The following is a 21,280-nucleotide window of genomic DNA, read 5'->3' on the forward strand; positions in this document are numbered from 1 at the left end:
CCGCTAGCCGCTACCGCCGGCGGGAGATGGCCACACCCGTCAGGCAGACCGCGCCGCCGACGAGGCTGTACACCGTCGGGATCTCGGCGAGCACCAGCCACGACAACAGCACGGACACGGCCGGCACGGCGTAGGTGGTGGCGGTCAGCCGGCCGGCGTCCGTGCGGCGCAACGCGTACGCCCACGCGGTGAAGCCGATCGCGGTCGGGAAGATTCCCATGTAGACGGTGGCGAGGATGGCGCCGGCCGGCGCCACCCGCAGTTCGCCGACCAGTTGCGGCGCCCACGGCAGGAGGACCACGGTCGCGATGACGCAACCCAGCCAGATCGCGGTCAGCCCGTCGACGTTGCGCAGCGCGACCTTCTGGATCAGCACCCCGGCGGCGTACAGCACCGCGGCCAGCACGCAGAGCAGGACACCGGCGACGTTGCGCTGCGCGGTAGCCCCCGTCGCGATGATCGCGGCCCCGCCCAGGGCGACCAGGGAGCCGGTGATCAGCGGGCGCGAGAAGCCTTCGCGCAGGAATCGTCCGGCGCCGAAGGCGACCATCAGCGGCGCGAGGTTCACCAGCAGCGCCGCGGTCCCGGCGTCGATGAACCGCTCGCCGGCATTGAGCGCGACGGTGTAGCCCGCGAGCCACAGCACGGCGTACGCCCCGACCAGCAGCAGTGACGTGCGCGAGAGCCGGACGCGAGCCGCGCCCTTGACCAGCACCAGCGCGGTGAGCGCGGCGGCGGCGACGCCGAGGCGCAGCAACGCCATCGGGGCGGGCGACAGGGAATGCCCGACGACGCGGATGGCGATGAAGGCCGAGCCCCAGAGCACGACGGCGAGCACGATGGCCGCCGCCGTCCGGCCGGTGTCGGTTGGCCTGGCGGTCACGAGTTGATTGGTCAGGAGTTGGTCGGTCACCAGTCCATCGTCAGCGCGATCGACCGTAAAGCACAAGCGACCAATTCTGTACAACCGTTAAGTGTGTCTGTACGGTCAGGGAATGGACATCGCACGTCTCCGCGTCCTGCGTGCCGTCGTCGCGACCGGTTCGATCCGGGCCAGCGCGTCCGCCCTCGGGTACACGCCCTCCGCGTTGAGCCAGCAACTCGCGGCCCTGCAACGGGAAACCGGCCTGCGGTTGTTCGAGCGGGTCGGGCGCGGCATCGAGCCCACCACGGCCGGCCGGGCCCTCGCCACCGAGTCGGAGGCGTTGTTCGAAGCCGTCGGCCGGGTCGAACGCGTGGTGGGTGACCTGCGGGAGGGGCGGGTGGGCAGCCTGGCGATCGGCTACTTCGGGTCGGCCGGTGCGACCTGGCTGGCCCCGACGGTCGCGGTCCTGCGTGCCGAGTTCCCCGAACTCCGCCTGGACCTGCGGATGACCGAGTTCACCCCGGCCGACCCGGACGTCGACATCTTCGTCGAGGAGCAGGGCGGCGGGCACTCGCCGCTGGTCGACGTGCGCCGGCTGACCGCCGACCCGTACCGCGTGGTCGTGCGCGTCGACGACCCGCTGGCCGAGTCGGCGCAGGTGCCGCTCGCGGACCTGGCCGGCCGGGACTGGGTGGACAACGACCTGCGGGACGGACCGTGCCGCCAGGTCGTGCTCGCGGCATGCGCGCAGGCCGGCTTCGTGCCGCGCTTCGTGGTCGAGACCCACGACTACCGGACCGCGATCGCTTTCGTGGCAACGGGAATCGGGATCACCGTGGTACCGCAGCTCGGCCTCGGCGAGTTGCCGAAGGACCTGGCGGCCGTCGCCCTGGTGTCACCGACCCCGGTCCGCCACATCGGCGTCGCGGTCAAGAAGTCCGTCGCCCAGCACCCCGCCGCGCAGCGTGCCGTGGAGTTGCTGGAAGGGCTGGTCTGTCCCTAGAGCTGTTACTTGCGCGGACGGAAGGCCGAACCGCTGACCGTGTGCCCGGTGGGCGTGCCCAGGCAGCGGTAGATCCGCCGCCCCGCGGTGCGGTCGTCGGGCGTGGGCGGCAGCACCTCGAGCGTCCAGTCCTTGTACTGCACGGCATCGCCGAAACGCGACGCCATCAAGGTCTTCTGCGAACACACCGCCTTCACCGACGAATCGGCTTCCAGCACGTCCATGTAGTCCTCGGCGAGGGTGGCGGGCACCTCGGCGATGGCGAAGGTCTCGTACACGTGCTCGGTGCTGCAGTCGATGCGCCGGATGCTGGTCACCTCGCCCTGGATCACGACCATCCCGCTCCAGCACTCGGCGCGCTGGGTGCACCGCGCGTGCGCGCCCGCCACCGACGCCGCCGGGCAGCCGTCGGTGGTGGTCTGGACGCCGTAGGTGGTGGTGGCGTCGGGGGTCTGGGCGATGTTCGGCGACGGGCCACCCGCTACCGGGGTGCCGGCGGTGTTGTCGTGGTTCACCAGGATCCACACGCCGGCCAGCACCAGCACCGCCGCGACGCCGATGGCCAGCGCCGCGATCAGCTTGCTGCGAGCCGGTTTCTGGGTCGTCGACTGTCCGGAGTGGACTTGCGGCACCGGCATCGTGGTCAGGTTGGCCGACACCGACGCGGGCATGCCGAGGTCCATCAACCGGTTCAGGTCGGCACGCAACGCCGCCGCGTCCGGGTGGCGCTGGGCGGGATCGGACGCCATGCCGCGGCGCAGCACCGCGGTCACCTCCGGCGGCACGCCGGGCAGGTCCGGGATGGGCTCGTCGTGGTAGCGGACGATCTCCGGCAGGCTCGGCTGGCGGTCGCCGGGGAAGCGCGGCGGGCGGCCGGACAGCAGCGCGTAGAGCGTGGCCGCGAGCGAGTAGACGTCCGAGCGCGGGGTCGGCGCCTCGTGCCGGAAGGCCTCCGGTGGCGCGTAGGCGGGAGTGAGCGCGGCGAGCGTGACCGACGAGTCCCGGCCGGGATCGACCAGGGCGGCGAGACCGAAGTCGGCCAGAGCCGGGGTGCCGTAACGCTTGCGCAGGATGTTGCCGGGCTTGATGTCGCGGTGCAGCACGCCGAGGTCGTGCGCGGCGACGAGGGCGTCGGCGATCTGCGCGCCGGTGCGGACCACGTCGGCGACCGGCATCGGGCCGCGCAGCGATCCGTTCGGGCACAGCTCCATCACCAGGTAGGGCCGCCCGTCGGGCAGCACACCCGCGTCGTAGATCTCGACCACGTGCGGGTGCCCGGACAACCGCCCGGCGGCGCGGACCTCGCGCAGGAACCGGCGCTGGTCACGCTCGTCGAGCACGACCCGGCCGTCGACCTTGATCGCGACCTCGCGGTCGATGGTGGTCTGGCGCGCACGGTGCACGACGGCGAACCCGCCACGGCCGAGCACGTCGATCACCTCGTAACCCGGCAGCGACAACTCCGCGAACACGGCGAAACCCTAACCCCCACCGGATTCCGCCCAATCGCCGCTCGCACCGATCAACGCGCAGGTACAAAGGGTGGACCGACGGCTACCAAGAATCGCGGTAACGGGCGTTTCCCCGCTTCGGATAAGGCGATCGTGACGGGGGATCTCACCGAAGAGGACTTGCGCAACCCGCGGATCTGGCGCAGGCGCGCAGTGCAGCGCATCGCGTTGCGCAAGATCAGCGAGGTCCGGACGGTCGAGGTCACAAGCATCGACAAGTCCTTCTTCCGCAACCACGTCCGTTGAGCTAATGCGTCTGCTGCGCGTGTTTGGGTAGCAGACCCACTAGGACCAGCACGAGGACGTCCAGCCCGGCGATGATGGCGAACACCATCTCCGCCGCACCGAAGTACGAGTGCCCGGTCCGGGCCAGGAACACCGTGCCGAGCGCGGCGACGCCGATGGCGCCCGCGAACTGCTGGACGGCGTTGAGCAGCCCCGCGCCCGTGCCGACCTCCTCGGCGGTGGCGTCGCCGAGGATGAAGTCGACCAGCGGGACGAAGACCAATCCGGAGCCGAACCCGGTGACCAGCAACGCCGGCACCAACTTCCACACCGTGATCTCGGCACCCCAGTGGGCGAAGCACCACCACAGGGCCAGCAGGCCGACGACGGCAACGGACAGGCCGAGGTGCAGGCTCGCGCGTCCCAGCTTCTCGGCCAGCACGGCACCGGCGAGCAGCACGGCGACGACGGTGCCGAGGGCCCACGGGATCAGCGTGAAACCGGTCTGCAGCGGCGTCCAGCCCAGGCCCAGTTGCAGGACCAGGTTGAGCACGAGGACGAACGCGCCCTGGGCCGCGTAGAACCCGGCCACGATCGGGAGGCCGACGACGAAGCTGCGCTTGCGGAACAACGACGGCGCGATGACCGGGTGCGCGGTGCGCCGCTCGGACATGACAAACAACGCGAGCAGGACGACCGAAGCGCCCATCATGGCGTAGGTCCAGGCGGGCCAGCCGAGTTCGCGGCCCTGGATGAGCGGGATGATCAGCAGCGCCGAGGCCGCGGTCAGCAGACCGACGCCGGTCAGGTCGAGGCGGGCCGTGCGGTCTTCACCGCCGCGGCGCGGCAGGACGCGCCAGGCGAGCACCCCGGCGACGACGCCGAACGGCACGTTGATCAGGAAGATCGACCGCCACTGGCTGCCGAACAGGTCCAGGTGCAGCAGCCAGCCGGCCAGGATCGGCCCGGCGACGGTGGCCACGCCCATGATCGGGCCCATCGGCATCAGCGCCTTGCGCAGGTGCCGCGGCGGGAACACGACCTTCACCAGGGCGAGGCCCTGCGGGATCATGACCGACCCGAACAGGCCCTGAAGCGTGCGGGCCACGATCAGGAAGACCACGTTCGGGGCCAGCCCGCAGGCCAGCGAGGTCAGGGTGAAGCCGGTCATGCCGAGCAGGAACAGCCGGCGCCGGCCGAGCAGGTCGCCGAGGCGGCCCGAGGTGACCAGGCCGAGGGCGAACGCCGCGGTGTAGGCGCTGAGCACCCATTGCAGCGTGACCTGGCCGCCGCCGAGGTCGGCGCGGATGGACGGGCCGGCGAGGTTGGCGATGCTGGAGTCGAGCAGGTCCATGACGTCGGCCAGAACCACGACGACGAGGACGAGCCATGCGGTGCGCAACGGCAGGACGGTGGTCGCTGCCGGTATGCGCAGGTCAGTAGTCACGAACGCCGTTCTACTTACGAACAGCGTTCGTGTCAATGCGAATGGCGTTCGCCGTGATTCAGAACACCGTTCGTTAGACTGCGCGCATGTCGCCGACCCCGCAGCAACGCCGCGCCGCCCGGCACCAGCTCGACCCGAGCGCGCCGGCCGCGCGGCGCGGCCCGTCCGGCAGGCGCAAGAAGCCGATCACGGTCGAGGCGATCATCAGCACCGCGTTCGACATCGTCGAAAAAGAAGGCTACGAAGCCCTGACGATGCGGCGCGTGGCCGCCGCGCTGGAGACCGGACCGTCGTCGCTGTACGCCCACGTGGTCAACAAGGAGGACCTAGACGAGCTGCTGATCGGTCGGCTGTGCGCCGAGATCGAACTGCCCGCGCCCGACCCGGCCACCTGGCGCCGCCAGCTCATCGACGTCTGCACGCAACTGCGTGACCAGTACCTGCGTTACCCGGGGATCTCACAGGCGGCCTTCGCTGCCGCTCCGTCCAACTTGGACACGCTACGGGTGAGCGAGGGGATGCTGGCCATCCTGCTCGCCGGGGGCGTCGACCCGCAGACCGCCGCGTGGACCATCGACGCGCTGACCCTCTACGTCAACGCCCACAGCCTCGAGGTCTCGCTGGCCGCTCGCCGCAGCGACGAGGCCTGGGTGCGCAGCCGCGACGAGATGCTGAACCGGTTCGCCGCGCTGCCCGACACCTTCCCGCAGACCAAGCGCTACGCCGCCGAGCTCACCGCCGGAACCACCCACGACCGGTTCGCGTTCACCCTCGGCCTGATGCTCGATGGGCTCCCGGGTCAGCCGTCCTTGGCGTAGACCCGGGTGAGGGCGGCGAAAGCGGTGCCCGCCACCGCGATGACGACGCCCAGCACCACCAGACCGGACAACGCCAGGATCAGCCCGGTCGCGGCGAACAGCAGGAACTCCACGACGAACCGCAGCGGCTCGGCCAGGCGCCGGTTCGCCCGCGGCGCGATGAACAGCCCCCACAACGCCGCGGCCGCGGCCGGGAACACCACGGCCTCGATGATGCTGAACGCCGCGTTCTGCCCCAGCCGCGCACCCGCGACGGCGAGACCGGCCAGCAGCGCCAGCTCGGTCAGGAACCGGACGGCCAGCACCAGCCCGGAAATCCCCTGCATCTTGGGGGCCTGTTCGGAGGTCACGGCGTCAGCCTAGGGCCGCCTGGACGCGGTCCCGGCATGCGCACGGCCCTCCGGCGCGGGTCCGACGACCCGGGTCAGTTTCCCGCTAGCCCGAACGGGAGTGTTGAAACCGCGACTTTGCAACCGACCGCGCTCGAGAACAAACCAACAGTCATCAAGAGTGCCTGCCCGGTAGGCCATTCGGTCGCTCTTCGCGATACTTTGATCAAGTTCTGGCCTGTGACCTTGACACTGTGTTTCGCCTCACTATAACGTCCGGCTCGCCATTCACCATTTATCGGCCCTTTTCCCAGCTGCGCTGGCGTATTCTCAGGTGGCACTGATGTCAATCAAGAAAGTCAGACCCGTTCAATTCGTCGTAGCCATGCTCTCGGCGGCGACGCTGCTTGCCGGCGGCTCGGCGGTGGCGAGCGGGACCCCCGACAACCCAGGCGGGCACCCGGTGCCCTGGCGTGCGAAGACCCCGGTGGTGTCGGTGGACGTCACCGCCGAGGGCGGCTTCCAGATGCCGAAGGTCTTGCATGCCGGATATGTCACGTTCCGGTTCACCACGCCCGAAAACGTCTTCCACGCCATCCAGGGGTTTTCGCTCAACCCGGGCGCGACCCTCGACATGGCGAAAAACGACATCGACATGGCCCTGTCCGGCATCGAGGGTCAGACGGTCCCCGGAATGCAGGGCCTCTATCGTGACATAACCGAAATCGGCGGCGCGGTAACGAGCACGTACGGTGCTCAGGAAGTCACGATTCCGTTGACCGCGGGCACGTACTACTTCGTGGACATCTACGACATCGACTCCCCGCCGATCGTGCCGCGCTACCACGAGGTGAAGGTGGTCGGTGCGTTCCTGTACTCGCCGCTGCCGACCTACACGGCGACCATCGACGCCACGATGTCCGCCGAGGACCCGCGGTTCCAGGGGGTCCCGGAGACGTTCCCGCACGACGGCACGTTCCTCAACATCGTCACCGGTGACGAGATGCACGAGACGGTCTTCCGGCCCGTGAGCGACGGCATCACGGACGACGACATCACCGCCTACTACGACGCTGTGATGTCGGGCGGCCCCCGGCCGCCCAAGCCGTTCACCGGCCTGCAGGCCGGGTTGCAGTCGATCTCCCCCGGGCGCTGGGCCATCGTGCACCTCGACCTGAAGCCCGGCCGGTACGCGGTCGTCTGCTACGTCCCCAGCGACGAGGACGGCATGCCGCACACCTTCATGGGCATGCACAACGTCCTCACCCTCACCTGATCCCAGGCGAGTTCGGCGGCGGGGCGGCCCTCACGGGGTCGCCCCGCCGTTTTCGTCTGCGTCGGACCTCGTTCGCTACGATCCGGTATCGGACCGCACCGAGCAGGAGGACCGACATGGCCGCATCACCCTCCACCGACCCCCGGGTCCAGCGCTCCCGGGAGGCGATCCTGGCCGCCGCGGTCGAGGTGCTCTCGGAGCGGGGCTTCGAGGGCGCCACGATCGAGGCGGTCGTGGTGCGTTCGGGCGTGGCGAAGACGACCGTCTACCGCCAATGGCCCAACCGGCGCGACCTGCTGCTGTCCGCGGTCGAGACCGCGGTGCCGAGGGCCGAGATCGCCGACACCGGCAGCCTGGCGGGCGACCTCAAGTCCTTCGTTCGCGAGCTGGTCGCGGTGCTGAACACCGAGCCTGCAGGCCGGATCCTGCCCCGGCTGATCGCCGCCGCCGAGGACGACGCCGAGCTCGCGCGGCTGCTGTCCGAGTTCACCGCGCAGCGGCGCAAGCCCATCGAGACCGCCGTGCTGCGCGCCGTCGAGCGGGGCGAGCCGGACGCGGGCGCGCGCGATTCGGACACCCTGGCCAGCCTGGTGCTGGGACCGCTGTTCTACCGGCGCCTGCTCTCGCGCCGGACCCTGACGATCGAGTTCGCCGAGCGGGTCGTCGACGACGTCCTGGCCCGCCTTTCCCAACGCTTCCCCTGATCGAGTTGTGCTACGCTACCGTAGCGTAGTGAATCTCAGGAGGAGGCCATGAAGTTCGGTATCGAGGTCCCGACCTGCACGGCCGGGATGATGCACCCGGTTCCGTTCGCCACCGCCACGGAAGTGGTGGACACCGCGCTGGAGGCCGAGCAACTCGGCTACCACGACGCGGGCGGCAACGACCACCTGAACACCATGCAGTTCGTGCGGGACGCGTGGGCCCAACCGCCGGACTACTTCGAACCGCTGATCACGTTGTCCCACATCGCGGCCCGCACCTCGGTGCTGCGGCTGACCACCGGGATCATGGTGCTCCCGCAACGCGAGCCGGTGCTGCTGGCCAAGCAGGTCGCCACGCTCGACCAGCTCAGCGGCGGGCGCGTGCTGCTTGGCGTCGCGGTCGGCGGCTACCGCGACGAGTTCGAGCGGGTCCGGCCCGACCTCGCGAAGGCCAACCGGGCCGAGCTCACCCGCGAGACCATCGAGTCGCTGCGCGCGCTGTGGGAGCAGGACATCGCCGCCTACGACGGCAAGTACGTGCGCTTCGAGAACGTCGAGAGCTTCCCGAAGCCGGTCCAGTCACCGCTGCCGGTCTACTCGGGCGGCAACTCCCCCGGGTCGCTGCGCCGCGCCGCCGAGCTGTGCCAGGGCTGGCTGCCGGCCAAGATCGGCCCCGACAAGATCGCCGAGGGCCGGGCCAAGATCGCCGAGCACGCCCGCGCGATCGGCCGCGACCCCGGCGAGATCGCCACCGCGCTGCAGTCGGTGGTGTGCCTCGGGGACACGCCAGAACAAGCACGCGAGACGTTCCTCGACTCGTCGTTCGACCTGTTCCGCAAGTCGTTGAGCCACACCATGACCAAGGGCGTAGGACTCGACGAGTACCTCGAGATGAACCTCGTCGGCACGCCGGAACAGGTGTGCGCCAAGGTCGACGCCTACCAGCGCGCGGGGCTGGAGCACCTGACCGCGTTGTTGTTCGTGGGCAACACCGTCGAGGAGATGCGCGGGCAGATCCGCCGCTTCGCCCGTGACGTGATACCCGCATTCTCTGGCCGGTCGCTCTCGAAGTGAGGGTTGCTTGTCGTGGGTGGCGGCTGGGGCCGGGTGACTGATGTTGGTTGACAGGTCGTTCCCGGTTGCTCTCGTGTGGATGTTGCTGCCGTGTCGCCGTCTCCGGGTTGGCGAGCGCGTGCCGTTGCGGTGGAGCGGCGGCGGTTGGGGGTAGTGGCTGGATCGTTGGCGCGGGGTTGATTGTTCGGGGACGGTGGCCCTCGAGTGGGGTGGCTGCCGCGGGTGTTCGCCGCTGGTGGCTGGTTTGGCCTCGGGGCTGGGGGCGGCGAACACCCTTGCCACCGGTGCCGGTGGTTGCGTGGCGTGGGTGGCCCGGTTGAGCGGTTGCGTTGCGAGGGCAGCCGGCGGTTCGCCGGGGTGGTCCCGGCGGTGGCTGAGTTACAGGAATTTACGCTGCGTCTTTTAGCCGGCGCGTTGTAGCCACGGCGGCGGGGTGAATACCGGCAGTCCGTTATCCATGTGCACCGTCCATTCGGTGTGATGGATCAGCCGATGGTGATATGGGCATACCAGGACCAGGTTATCCAATGTTGTTGGTCCGCCGTCTGCCCAGTGTTGAATGTGGTGGGCGTGGCATTGGTGTGGTGTTCGTGCGCAGCCCGGGGCGGCGCAGCCCCCGTCTCGGATAGCGAGGGCTCTGCGCAATCGTTTATCGGCCAGGCGGCGGGTTTCCCCGATATCCAGTGGCTGGGATTGGCCACCGAGAACGACCGGGATGATTTTCCCCTCGCAGGCCACGCGGCGGGCCTGCTCCGGGGTCAGGGTGCGGGCGTCGTCCAGGATGGCCCGGCCGATCCGAGTCTGCAGCGTCTCCAAAGAGACCGTCACCGCGATGTGCGGACGCTCGCCACCCTCAGCGGGAGCCTGGCCGGAGTCGGCGGCGAAGCCGATGATCTCGGCCAGGGCGTCACCCTGACGCTCGCTCAGCGTCCGGTCGTCCTGAGGCTGCGGCTTGGCCAGTGGGGAGAGCAGCGCGCGTAGCACGCTCGCGTCTTCGCCGCCGAAGCGGAACTGGCCTGACAGCGACCCGTCGCGGTGTTCGTAGAGGTCCAGCGTGTTCTGCGCATCGACCACGGTGGGTTCGATGGGTTTGCGACCGTCGGGGTTCAGGGCGTCGACGATGCGCTCGCCCAGGCGGATGAGCTGGGTCGGGTTGAACTTCCGCGCCAACCCCGTCATGTCCGCCTCGACTTGCTCGGCGTGCTCGACCGGGACCAGCTCCACCGTGGTGGCGATCTTGTCCACGTGCGCACCGGAGATCTCCCCAGCCGCCATCGCCGCCCGCGCGGCAGGCAGCCGCGGCGGGATCGACTGTCCGGTGATCCCGACCTTCGGGCACAACAACTCGACGCGATGTTCAAGACGCTTGGCTTCAGGAGCGGTCAGATGCAGGACATCCTGCAGAAACCGCCACAACTGGGGATACCCGGACTCTTTCCACTCCAAGTGGGAAATGTCGTCGAGCAGCTTCAACTCCAGACGCCGCAACTGCGCAACAGTCGAGTTAAGCTCCCCCAGCTCCATACCCCAGATCATACCACGCCATTCGAACAAATGGTCTAACACGAATGGGGGAACAATCGACGGAATATTCCGTCTTCGACGCAGCCCAGCCACCCCCCGGAACCACCCAACAACGGCAGGGAACAGCGCAACGCAACCATTCAACCCGGCCACCTACGCAGCGGAACCGCCGGCACCGTTGGCAAGGGTGTTCGCCGCCCCGGCCCCGAGACCAACCCAACCACCCGGCGGCGAACACCCGCGGCAGCCGCCCCTAATAGAGGCCAGCGCCGAAGCCAGACCGCCGTCCACTACGTGGAAAGGATCCACCGCAAACGAGACATCAAGGGAAGATGACATGGCAGGACAACGAAGAGAGGCATGACGAAGTGGTGATCTCCGGCCCAGCGGCCATCGGCATGGTGCTGACCGCGCTCGCGATGGTGCTCACGCCCGGCCCGAACATGATGTACCTGGTGTCACGCAGCATCAGCCAGGGGCGGCTCGCGGGCTGGATCTCCTTGTCGGGCACCGGTGTCGGCTTCGTGGTGTACATGACGATGGCCAACCTCGGGCTCGCGGTCGTGTTCGTCGCGGTCCCGTGGGTCTACATCGGACTCAAGGCGGCGGGTGCGGTGTACCTGGCCTACTTGGCCTGGCAGGCGTTGAAACCGGGCGGGCGTGGGATGTTCGAGACCCGCGAGCTCGCCGGTGATTCGCCGGGGAAGCTCTTCCGGATGGGCCTGATCACCAACCTGCTGAACCCGAAGGCCGCGATCATGTACCTGGCCCTCATCCCGCAGTTCATCGATCCGGCTCGCGGCCACGTCGTCGCCCAGGGTTTCACCCTCGGCGCACTGCAGATCGCGGTCAGCATGATCGTCAACGCGGTGCTCATCCTGCTGGCCGGGTCGGTTGCCCGGCTCGTGCGCACCCGCCGGTCGTGGGCCGTTTGGCAGCGCCGCATCACTGGCACGGCTCTCGGTGTGGTGGCCGTCCTGCTCGCCCGGGAGGTACCCGCGCGAGCCCGGGTGTGACTGCGCGAGCCCGGGTGTGACTGCGCGAGCCCGGGTGTGACTGCGCGAGCCCGGGTCTGACAGCCCGAGCCCGGGTCAGGATTGGCTGCCGCGCGGGAAGGTGCGGATGACGCACTCGCCGGGCGCGCCGTTGTCGACCTCGCACAGCTGCAGCTGCATGTTGGTGATGTCGCGGTTGGGGAACGTCCAGTATTCGCTGAAGGTGGTGCCGGAGTTGCCGCAGCCGTTGCTGTCGCCTTCGAATTGCGACCACGCCGTGTAGTCGCCGTTGGCGAACTGCACGCGGCCACGCATGTATGCGCCGGCCCCATCGCCCTTGCCGTCGACGCCGCATTCGTCCCAGATGGCGCCCGAATAGTTCGCCTGGTGCTGGCGGACGAGGTAGGTGTAGACGTCGGCGTAGGCGTAGTCGTCGGTGATGGCGGTGCTGGTGTACATGGTGACCAGACCGGTCGCCTGCGCGGGGGTCGCCGTCGTCGCGAGGACACCGGCGATGCCGACCACGCACAGCCGCGCGATCCACGACTTCTTCGACATGGCACTCCTTCGTCCAGCCACGGCCGGTGCGCGGCACCGGCCGGATGCTATGCGCAACGAGCCACATTGGACATACGCTGAACAGCCCAATCACGCCGCCGTTGCCCGGCAGCCGGGTCGTCGGCCGATCTAGGCGCGACACCAAGGTCAATCGGCTGATCGAGTGTCATCCGGATTGCTTTGAGTTGCCCGATCGCGCGCCCGTTGGGTGATTCGGGTGATCTACCGCGATTGACCGGGCCCGTTCCGTAACGGCGGTTTCGGGGTGGCGATGCGTCCCTCAGCGTCTGCGCCCGGAAGGGGTTTGCGAATGTCCACACGAGGTCGTCGCTATGCCGTTCTCGTTCTCGTTCTGGTCGCGGCCGCGTTGGTCCCGGGGAGCCAGACCCATCCACTGATCCCGGTCAGCGGCAGCGATGCCGTGTCGGCGCCGGACCACTCGGAGGGTGCGGGGTTCAACCCGAACCAGATCAAGGGGCTGGAGGCGGCCAATCCGGGTGAGGGCGTGGCGCTGATCGATGCCCCGGCCGCGTCGGCCACCGGCGAGGCCAAGCTCAGCTACCCGCTGCAGACACCACCGGGACGGGCTGGGATACAACCGAATCTGGGGCTGCAGTACAACTCCGCGGGCGGCAACGGCTGGCTGGGCGTCGGCTGGGACATGGCCGCCCCGGTGCTCACCGTGGACACCCGGTGGGGCGTGCCGCGCTACAGCGGCGGGAAGGAAACCGAGACGTACATGCTCGGCGGCGAGCAGCTGACGCCGGTCGCGCACCGCGCCGCGCCGCCCGCGCGCACCGCCGAGAAGGTCTTCCACACCAGGGTGGAGGGCTCGTTCGCCAGGATCGTGCGGCACGGCGACGCGCCCACCAACTACTGGTGGGAGGTGACCGACAAGAAGGGCACCGTTTCGGTGTACGGCTCCGACGGGGAAACCCGGCTGACCGACGCCACCGGCAACGTCGCCACCTGGGCGCTGCGCGAGACGCACGACCCCAACGGCAACCTGATGCGCTACCACTACGCGAAGATCTTCGACGGCGGCGTGGCCAACGCGACGGTGCCGGGCAGCAACCTCTACCTGCAGCGGATCACCTACACGGGCACCGGCACCACCGAGGGCCGGTACTCGGTGACGTTCCTGCGTGATCGCGACCGCGGCGAGCCGCGCCGCCCGGACGTGCAGATCGACGCCCGCCTCGGGTTCAAGAAGGTGACCGCGGACCTGTTGCGCCGGGTCGAGGTCCGGTTGGACACCCAGTTGATCCGCGCGTACGAGTTCAACTACCGCACCGGCGCGTTCGCCAAGACGCTGCTGCAGTCGGTGTCGCAGTTCGACGCGGACAACCACCTGTTCACGACGCACTCGTTCGACTACTTCGACGACATCCGCGACGCCTCCGGCGCCTACGACGCGTTCAGTTCCTCGGCCAACTGGTCGGTGCCGGACGACGGGCTGTCCGCCGGGATCGTCGACGGCAACGCGAGCGCGCTGCAGGCGAACTCGACCGACAGCGCGGGCGGTCACCTCTACGTCGGCTACAACCCGACCGGCATCACCAAGTCGAACTCCGCGGGGGTGAAGGTCGGCTACAGCGAGGGGTCGAGCGAAGGTCTGCTCGCGCTGGCCGACGTCAACGGGGACAACCTGCCCGACAAGGTGTTCCGCACCGGCGGTGGCATCTTCTACCGGCCAAACCTGTCCGGCCCGGACGGCCAGACCCGCTTCGGCGACACCCCGATCCGGCTCAACAACCTGCCGGGCATCTCCACCGAGGACTCCAGTTCCGGCACGGTCGGCATCGAGTCCTACTTCGGCGTTGCCGCACAACTGGACTACGTCTCGACCACGACCACCTCGGACCGCTACTTCGCCGACGTCAACGGCGACGGCATCACCGACCTGGTGAACAACGGCAGTGTCCTGTTCGGACACCTCGACGCCAGCGGCAACCCCACCTACACGGCCAACAGCGCCGACACGCCTTCGCCGGTCGGCGTGGGCGCGGTGAACGGGCCGGTGGTCGGTGACCGCACCGCCGAGTTCGAGCGCAAGGTCGACACCTTCCCGTTGCTGGACAGCGTGCGCCGGTGGGTCGCCCCCTACGACGGCACGGTCGCGGTCGACGGGCGGGTGCGGCTGGTGCAGGACACCAGTCCCGGCCGTGCCGCCTACCCCAAGGCCGACGGCGTGCGGGTGACGATCCAGCACGAGAACAGCGAGCTGTGGGCGCAGCGGATCGGCCCGAACGACTACATCGAGTTCGCGCCGACCGGCGTCGGCTCGGTCGCCGTGCACCGCGGTGACGCCTTGTACTTCCGCGTGCAGTCCGTTTTGGACGGCCGCTACGACCAGGTCGCCTGGGACCCGCGGATCACCTACACCAGCATGCCGGCGTCCACCGACGTGAACGGGTTGGCGGACAACAGTTACCTCGCCTCGCGGGACTTCACGCTGGCCGGGCGGCCCTCGTCGGTGGTCGCGCCGCTGACCGGCACGCTGCGGTTGACGGGCGACCTGGCGAAGACCGCCGCGACGACCGACGACGTGCGGGTGGTGATCACCCGTGGCGCCACGGAGGTGTTCGCGCAGAACGTGCCCGCGTCCGCGACCGGGACCACGCCGATCGCCCTGGACGTGCCCGTGACCGCGGGCGACACGCTGTCGTGGAAGCTGCGGGTCGACTCGCCGATCGACGCGAGCGCGTTGCACTGGACCCCGAGCGCGCACTACACCGCCGCGCAGGGCGGGGTGCCGGTGACCAACCAGGCCGGTGAGCCGACCATCGTGATCAACCCGCCGTACGAGCAGGACGTGTACCCGGCGACCACGCTGACCGCGCCGCAGCAGTCGTTCACCGCGACCGGCACGGGCACCGTGTCGGTGCAGCCGAGCCTCGCGATGACCGGCTCGGGCGACGCTCGTGTGGTGTTCACCGTGAAGAAACGCGGTGCGCTGCTGGGCAAGCGGGTCATCCAGGTGGATGGCGGTGTGGTGCCGTCGATCCCGGCACTGGACGTCGCGGTGACCGCGGGCGACGAGTTGTTCTTCGACTTCTCCGCCACCGACCCGGCCGTGCTGGGCCGCGTCTCCGCGCACGGCGCCACTGTGGACGGTGCGACGGCGCCGACCGCGGTGCACGCCGCCGCCGCGCAGGGCGCCTTCGCCCAGCCGTACCGTGGCTGGGGTGCGATCGGCTACCAGGGCAACCGCGACCGGGCCAGCGCGCCGATCGTGCAGTCGGACCTGGTGCTCGACGAGAACTTCCGCGACCAGCTGCCGGATGCCCCGACCGAGGCCGACGTGCCCGGTTTCACCGCCGACCCGAAGGTGACCGCGCCGAAGATCGTGGTGTTCGCACCGATGCCCGGCCAGCAGCGCTGGGCCGGATCGGACGACGGCACGTGGGTCGCGGCGGGCGGCGCGTCCAGCTCGCGACTGGGCACCGACACCATCGACGTGGCCACCGACGCCGACTTCGCGGGCGCGAGCGCCGTGTCGCGCCGCGGCGGCACCGAGCAGATCTCCACCACCCTCGGGGTCGGGCCGCTGGGCGGCAGCATCGCCACCGGCGACGCTGAGTCCACTGTGGACTTCCTGGACCTCAACGGGGACCGCTACCCCGACGTGGTGGGCTCCGGCGGGGTGCAGTACTCCGACATGACCGGTGGCCTGGGCTCGACCCGGGGCAGCCTCGGCGGCAACGTCCGCGAGTCCAGCTCGACCGCCTTCACCGTGTCGGCCAGCGGCGGCAGCCCGGCCCGCACCTCGGGCACCGCGCGCGGCACCGACCTGCCTGCCGGGCGCAGCACTGCCAACACGACCCGGTCCGGCTCGGAGATGCCCTCGCTCGGCATCGGCGGCAACCTGGGTGGCGGCGACTCGCAGACCAAGTACGACCTGGTCGACATCAACGGCGACAACCTGCCGGACAAGGTGTACGACAACGGCGAGGCCGCGCTGAACCTCGGCTACAGCTTCGCCGCCCGCGAGCCGTGGCCGGGCGGGCCGGTCAACACCGGTTCGACGCGCAACGCCGGGGTGAACCTCGGGTTCAACACCGACTACTACGGCTTCGCCGGCGGTGTGTCGGCCTCGACCGGCAGCGGCAGCGCGCACGCCTCGCTGATGGACATGAACGGCGACGGCCTGATGGACCGCGTGTTCGCCGGCAACCCGGTGACCGTGGCGATCAACACCGGCAACGGGTTCACCGCGCCGACCCCGTTCCGCGGCAGCCTCGCGGGGCTGAACACCGACGCCAACGCCAACTTCGGTGGCGGGGCGTACTTCACCTTCGGGTTCTGCTTCGTGTTCGGGTGCATCGTGTTCAACCCGGGCGCGGACGCCTCCACCGGGGTCGGCCGCACCGAGCTGGCGTTGCGCGACGTCAACGGCGACGGCTACACCGACCACGTCCAGTCCACGAAGGACAACCAGTTGGTGGTGGCGGAGAACCGCACCGGTCGCACCAACCTGCTCAAGACGGTGAACCGGCCGCTGGGTGGGCGCATCGACCTGGACTACAGCCGCGACGGCAACACCTACGACCAGCCCGACTCGCGGTGGGTGCTCGCGCGCACGGCGGTGTTCGACGGGCACCCCGGTGACGGCCAGGACACCCGGCTGACCACCTTCCGCTACGACAAGGGCCACTACGACCGCTTCGAGCGCGAGTTCTACGGCTACGGCACGGTGGTCACCGAGGAGCGCGACCCGGGCCACGGTGACGCGCTTTACCGGTCGCTGACCAACACCTACCACACGGACAGCTACTACACCCGTGGCCTGCTGGCCAAGACCAGCACCACCGACGCGGCCGGGCACCTGTTCGCCGACGTGGTGAACACCTACCAGCTGCGCGACGTCACCACCGGCGGCGCCGCCAACGCCGCCAGCCCGACGGCGACGGTGTTCCCGCAACTGGTCCGCATCGACCGCAACTTCTACGAAGGCCAGGCCACCGCGGGCAAGTCCACGTCGGTGGAGATGACCTACGACGAGTACGGCAACTCGATCCGCACGATCGACCGCGGTGACCCCGGGGCCGCCGACGACCTCGACGGCGCGTTCGGTTACTCGGCGAGCGATCCGGCCTGCCGGGCCCGCAACATCGTCGGGGTGGCCACCACGTTGCGGGAGACCGACGGCACCGGCACGGTGCTGCGCCGCCGGGAGTCCACAGTGGACTGCGCGACGGCCAACGTCACCCAGGTCCGCGCGTACCTGGCCGACAACTCGGCCGCCGTGACCGACATGACCTACTTCCCCAACGGCAACCTGGCCTCGGTCACCGACCCGGTGACCAAGAACAACCAGCGCTACCGGCTGGACTACGGCTACGACCCCGTGGTCGGCGTGCACGTCGAGTCGGTGACCGACAGCTTCGGCTACCGGTCCACCTCGACCCACGACCTGCGCTTCGGGCAGCCCACCAGTGAGACCGACAAGAACAACCAGCAGATCCGCCGGACCTACGACCCGGCAGGCCGGGTCGACACCGTCACCGGGCCGTACGAGATCCCGGAGAACCGGTACACGATCGACTTCGAGTACCACCCGGAGGCGGCGGTGCCCTACGCGGTGACCCGCCACGTCGACCGCGCCGCCGGCGGTGTCCGCGACGACACCATCGACACCATCACCTTCATCGACGGCGTGAAACGCCTGCTGCAGACCAAGAAGGACGCCACGGTGGCCACCACGGCGGGCGCCGACCCGCAGGACGTGATGACCGTGACCGGCCACACGGTGGTCGACTTCCTCGGCCGCACGACCGAGCAGTTCTACCCGGTCACCGAGCCCAAGGGCGACGCGAACACCGCGTTCAACCCGGGCGTCGACACGGTGGCGCCCACCCGCACCACCTTCGACGTGCTCGACCGCACGACCAGGTCCGTGCTGCCCGACCAGACGTCCACGTCGACCGCGTACGGGTTCGGTCCCGACCGCGCCGGCACCACCCAGTTCGAGACGATCACGACCGACGCGAACGGCAAGGCCCAGCGCACCTACGAGAACGTCCGCCACCTCACCACCGCGGTGAAGCAGTTCAACCCGGCGGGCGGGCAGCCGGTGATCTGGACCAGCTACCGCTACGACGCGCTCGACGAGCTCACCGCGGCGGTCGACGACCACAACAACGCCACGACCGCCGCGTACGACAACTTCGGCCGTCGCACGATCCTCGACAACCCCGACGCCGGTCGCACGGAGACCCGCTACGACCTCGCGGGCAACACCACCCAGAAGATCACCTCGAAGCTGCGCGCAGCCGGCAAGGCGATCGAGTACGACTACCAGTTCAACCGCCTGGCCGCGGTCCGCTACCCGACGTTCACCGGCAACAACGTCACCTACACCTACGGCGCGCCGGGCGCCGCGGACAACGGCGCGGACCGGATCACCAAGGTGACCGACGGGGCGGGCACCGAGACCCGGGCCTACGGTCCGCTCGGCGAGCAGACCCGCCAGACCCGCACCGTGCCGGACTCGCTGCTCAACGGCCCGGCCCGCACCTACACCACCAGCTACCGCTACGACTCGTTCAACCGGGTGCTGACCCTGACCTACCCCGACAGCGAAGTCCTCACCTACAACTACGACAGCGGCGGCCAGGTCAACCGGGCCACCGGCCACAAGGGCGAGTTCGACTACACCTACCTCGCCCGCCAGGACTACGACAAGTTCAACCAGAAGCTGCTCACCGACACCGGAACGGGCGTGCGCACCAGCTACACCTACGACGCCGCCGACCGGCAGCTGACCAACCTGAAGGCGCAACTGCCCGACGGGTACCGGTTCCAGGACATCAACTACACCTACGACAACGTCGGCAACATCCTGCAGTTGCACAACAACGTCGCGCTGCCCAGCGGCAAACCGGTCGGCGGGCCGAGCACCCAGACCTACACCTACGACGACCTGTACCAGCTCACCTCGGCCCACGGTGAGTACACCTACGCCGACAACAAGCTCGACCGGTACACGCTGACCCAGTCCTACGACTCCATCCACAACATCGTCGACAAGGACCAGACGCACGAGATCGTCGTCAACCCGGACACGCCCGCGTTGTCCAGCCAGGCGATCGACACGTCCGGCTCGACCGGCTCGCTGTCCGACGGTGCGGTGACCCAGCCGGCCACCGGCCCCGACCCGGTGTCCACAGTGGACGACCCGGTGGTGAGCCCGGCGCCCGCCGACGACCTCGCGCCGCTCGGGGTGATCGAGGAACCCGACCCGGAGCCGACCGCGGTGACCGATCCGGCCGACGGTGTGGTCGCGCAGTCCGACTCGCCCCTGGCCGACCCGGCACCGGCCGACTCGAACCTGGCCACCGCGAACTTGGCCGACTCCACGCTGGCCGCCAGCGGGCCCACCGTGCAGCCGCAACGCAAGGACAGCTACACGTACGACTACGCGTTCACCGGCACCAAGCCGCACGCGCCCAGCAAGATCGGCCCGATCAACCAGGGTTACGACGCGAACGGCAACCTGATCGACACCGTCAACACGATCCCGCCGGAGCCGGGCAAACGACGGCAACTGGTGTGGGACGAGGAGAACCGCCTCGCCTGCAACCAGGACCACAACCGCAACCAGGTCATCGCCCAGGACCCGAGCACCTGCACCAGCCCCAACCAGCCGGCCACCGTCCGCTACTACTACGACGACCAGGGCACCCGGGTGGTCAAGATCGCCGGGCCACAGCACATCTACCCCAACCGCAACTACAGCGAGACCAACGGAACCGGCTACAAGCACATCTTCATCGGCGACACCCGGCTGCTCACCAAGATCGTCAAGCCGGACACCAGCTACGAGAACCACGTCTTCTACTTCCACGAAGACCACATCGGTTCCTCCGGCTACGTCTCCGACGAGTCCGCCGGGCTGACCGAGCACATCGAGTACTTCGCGTCCGGCGAGACCTGGGTGAACGAGCACCCCGGCCAGCCGACGCCGGTGCCCTACCAGTTCGGCGCGAAGGAACTCGACGAGGAAACCGGGCTCTACTACTTCGGTGCCCGCTACTACAACCCGCGCACCAGCGTGTGGCAGTCACCCGACCCCGCGCTCGGCTCCTACCTGGACGGCAAGCCGAACAACGGCGTCTACGACAGCGCCAATCTGGCGAGCTACACCTACGCCCAGAACAACCCGATCACCTACCGCGACCCGAACGGGATGTGGGGCATCGTCGGGCACCAACTGACCCCGCAGGCGGCGGCGTTGGCGGTCGGCTTCTCCCCGACGGTGTCGAGAGCGATCGGCGCGGCGGCGTGGGCACCGGACACCGACGGCCGCAGCGCGACCGCGGGCAGTTCGATCATGGGTTCGCTGGTGCCCGGTTACTCGGGCGCGGACTCGCGGCGGATCCACCTGCTGACCGGCGGCAGCGCGGCGCAGACCCAGGCGGCGGCACGGGCGCGGTTCCAAGAGGTGGTGAACAACATGCCGTTGACCGGCACGTTCACCGAGGAGCAGCAGAACATCATGCACGCGTTCGGTGACTCGTTCGCCCACGTCGACCTCAGCACGGGGCGGCCGCGGACCGTCTACACGAGGGGTGGACCCATCACGATCCCACCCGACCCGAACTGCCCGTGCATGTTCAGCCTCCCGGCCGGTCACGCGTTCACGGCGGACGGCGGGCACCAACCGGACAACCCGAACCTCAACCCGGGCCAGTACCGGCAGTACCTCGGCGGGCTGTACGACGTGTTGTCCGTCCGGGCGCAGCGCGAGCACCTCACCCCGAGGATGACCCGCGACCAGTTCGTGAACACGATGATGCGTGAGGTGGCCGGCACGGCAGGCGAAACCCGCCAAATACAGGCAGCGAACGCGGTCATCGGCCGGATGGAGAACCCGTCACCGTAGTTCCCCGCCGCCCCGCCCAGTCCCCGCGCACCTCGAGCGCGGGGACTGGGTCGCGTCCGGGGCA

At 69.2% G+C, this 21,280-nt stretch carries 14 protein-coding genes; 8 read left to right on the forward strand and 6 right to left on the reverse strand.

Annotated elements, in window-relative coordinates; all coding sequences use genetic code 11:
• Positions 1–10: 10 nt before the first annotated feature.
• Entirely contained in the window at positions 11–913 is a 903-nt protein-coding gene (locus EV186_RS22285) for a DMT family transporter (protein ID WP_243754186.1), read from the reverse strand.
• 82 nt (positions 914–995) lie between these two features.
• Here EV186_RS22285 and EV186_RS22290 point away from each other — a divergent pair, with 82 nt between their 5' ends.
• Complete coding sequence (locus tag EV186_RS22290; protein WP_133851221.1) at positions 996–1,868, forward strand: LysR family transcriptional regulator; 873 nt, start codon at positions 996–998, stop codon at positions 1,866–1,868.
• A gap of 5 nt (positions 1,869–1,873) precedes the next feature.
• Here EV186_RS22290 and EV186_RS22295 read toward each other — a convergent pair whose 3' ends face one another.
• On the reverse strand, positions 1,874–3,340 hold the full coding sequence (locus tag EV186_RS22295) for a serine/threonine-protein kinase (protein WP_208115718.1): 1,467 nt from the start codon (positions 3,338–3,340) through the stop codon (positions 1,874–1,876).
• 132 nt (positions 3,341–3,472) lie between these two features.
• On the opposite strand from EV186_RS22295, the gene EV186_RS39020 reads away from it, so the two are divergent.
• Complete coding sequence (locus EV186_RS39020) at positions 3,473–3,625, forward strand: hypothetical protein (protein ID WP_166659269.1); 153 nt, start codon at positions 3,473–3,475, stop codon at positions 3,623–3,625.
• Between the two features lies 1 nt (position 3,626).
• Here the strand turns inward: EV186_RS39020 and EV186_RS22300 are convergent, their stop codons facing one another.
• Positions 3,627–5,051: a DHA2 family efflux MFS transporter permease subunit gene (locus EV186_RS22300; RefSeq protein ID WP_243754187.1), complete on the reverse strand. Its 1,425-nt coding sequence runs from the start codon at positions 5,049–5,051 to the stop codon at positions 3,627–3,629.
• Positions 5,052–5,137: 86 nt separating this feature from the next.
• Here EV186_RS22300 and EV186_RS22305 point away from each other — a divergent pair, with 86 nt between their 5' ends.
• Positions 5,138–5,869 carry a TetR/AcrR family transcriptional regulator gene (locus tag EV186_RS22305; protein ID WP_133851222.1) on the forward strand — a complete coding sequence of 244 codons (732 nt, stop codon included), beginning with the start codon at positions 5,138–5,140 and terminating at the stop codon, positions 5,867–5,869.
• Here the strand turns inward: EV186_RS22305 and EV186_RS22310 are convergent.
• Positions 5,851–6,219 carry a YrdB family protein gene (locus EV186_RS22310; protein WP_166659270.1) on the reverse strand — a complete coding sequence of 123 codons (369 nt, stop codon included), beginning with the start codon at positions 6,217–6,219 and terminating at the stop codon, positions 5,851–5,853. The genes EV186_RS22305 and EV186_RS22310 overlap by 19 nt on opposite strands.
• Positions 6,220–6,541: 322 nt before the next feature.
• Here EV186_RS22310 and EV186_RS22315 point away from each other — a divergent pair, with 322 nt between their 5' ends.
• From EV186_RS22315 to EV186_RS22325, 3 genes are all read left to right on the forward strand, one after another.
• On the forward strand, positions 6,542–7,474 hold the full coding sequence (locus EV186_RS22315; protein ID WP_133851223.1) for a hypothetical protein: 933 nt from the start codon (positions 6,542–6,544) through the stop codon (positions 7,472–7,474).
• A gap of 116 nt (positions 7,475–7,590) precedes the next feature.
• Positions 7,591–8,178: a TetR/AcrR family transcriptional regulator gene (locus tag EV186_RS22320; protein ID WP_133851224.1), complete on the forward strand. Its 588-nt coding sequence runs from the start codon at positions 7,591–7,593 to the stop codon at positions 8,176–8,178.
• A gap of 48 nt (positions 8,179–8,226) precedes the next feature.
• Positions 8,227–9,252, forward strand: a complete 1,026-nt coding sequence (locus EV186_RS22325; protein ID WP_133851225.1) for an LLM class flavin-dependent oxidoreductase — start codon at positions 8,227–8,229, stop codon at positions 9,250–9,252.
• Between the two features lie 402 nt (positions 9,253–9,654).
• Here the strand turns inward: EV186_RS22325 and EV186_RS22330 are convergent, their stop codons facing one another.
• Entirely contained in the window at positions 9,655–10,776 is a 1,122-nt protein-coding gene (locus tag EV186_RS22330) for an HNH endonuclease signature motif containing protein (protein ID WP_166659271.1), read from the reverse strand.
• A gap of 332 nt (positions 10,777–11,108) precedes the next feature.
• Between EV186_RS22330 and EV186_RS22335 the strand changes: the two genes are divergently transcribed.
• A complete protein-coding gene (locus EV186_RS22335) occupies positions 11,109–11,792 on the forward strand; it encodes a LysE family translocator (protein ID WP_243754188.1) in 684 nt (227 codons plus the stop codon).
• A gap of 75 nt (positions 11,793–11,867) precedes the next feature.
• Here EV186_RS22335 and EV186_RS22340 read toward each other — a convergent pair whose 3' ends face one another.
• Positions 11,868–12,329: a hypothetical protein gene (locus EV186_RS22340; RefSeq protein ID WP_133851227.1), complete on the reverse strand. Its 462-nt coding sequence runs from the start codon at positions 12,327–12,329 to the stop codon at positions 11,868–11,870.
• A 310-nt stretch (positions 12,330–12,639) separates the two neighbouring features.
• Between EV186_RS22340 and EV186_RS22345 the strand changes: the two genes are divergently transcribed.
• Positions 12,640–21,216, forward strand: a complete 8,577-nt coding sequence (locus EV186_RS22345) for a SpvB/TcaC N-terminal domain-containing protein (protein ID WP_166659272.1) — start codon at positions 12,640–12,642, stop codon at positions 21,214–21,216.
• Positions 21,217–21,280 lie beyond the last annotated feature (64 nt).

Source organism: Labedaea rhizosphaerae, assembly GCF_004362825.1.
Lineage (GTDB): Bacteria > Actinomycetota > Actinomycetes > Mycobacteriales > Pseudonocardiaceae > Labedaea > Labedaea rhizosphaerae.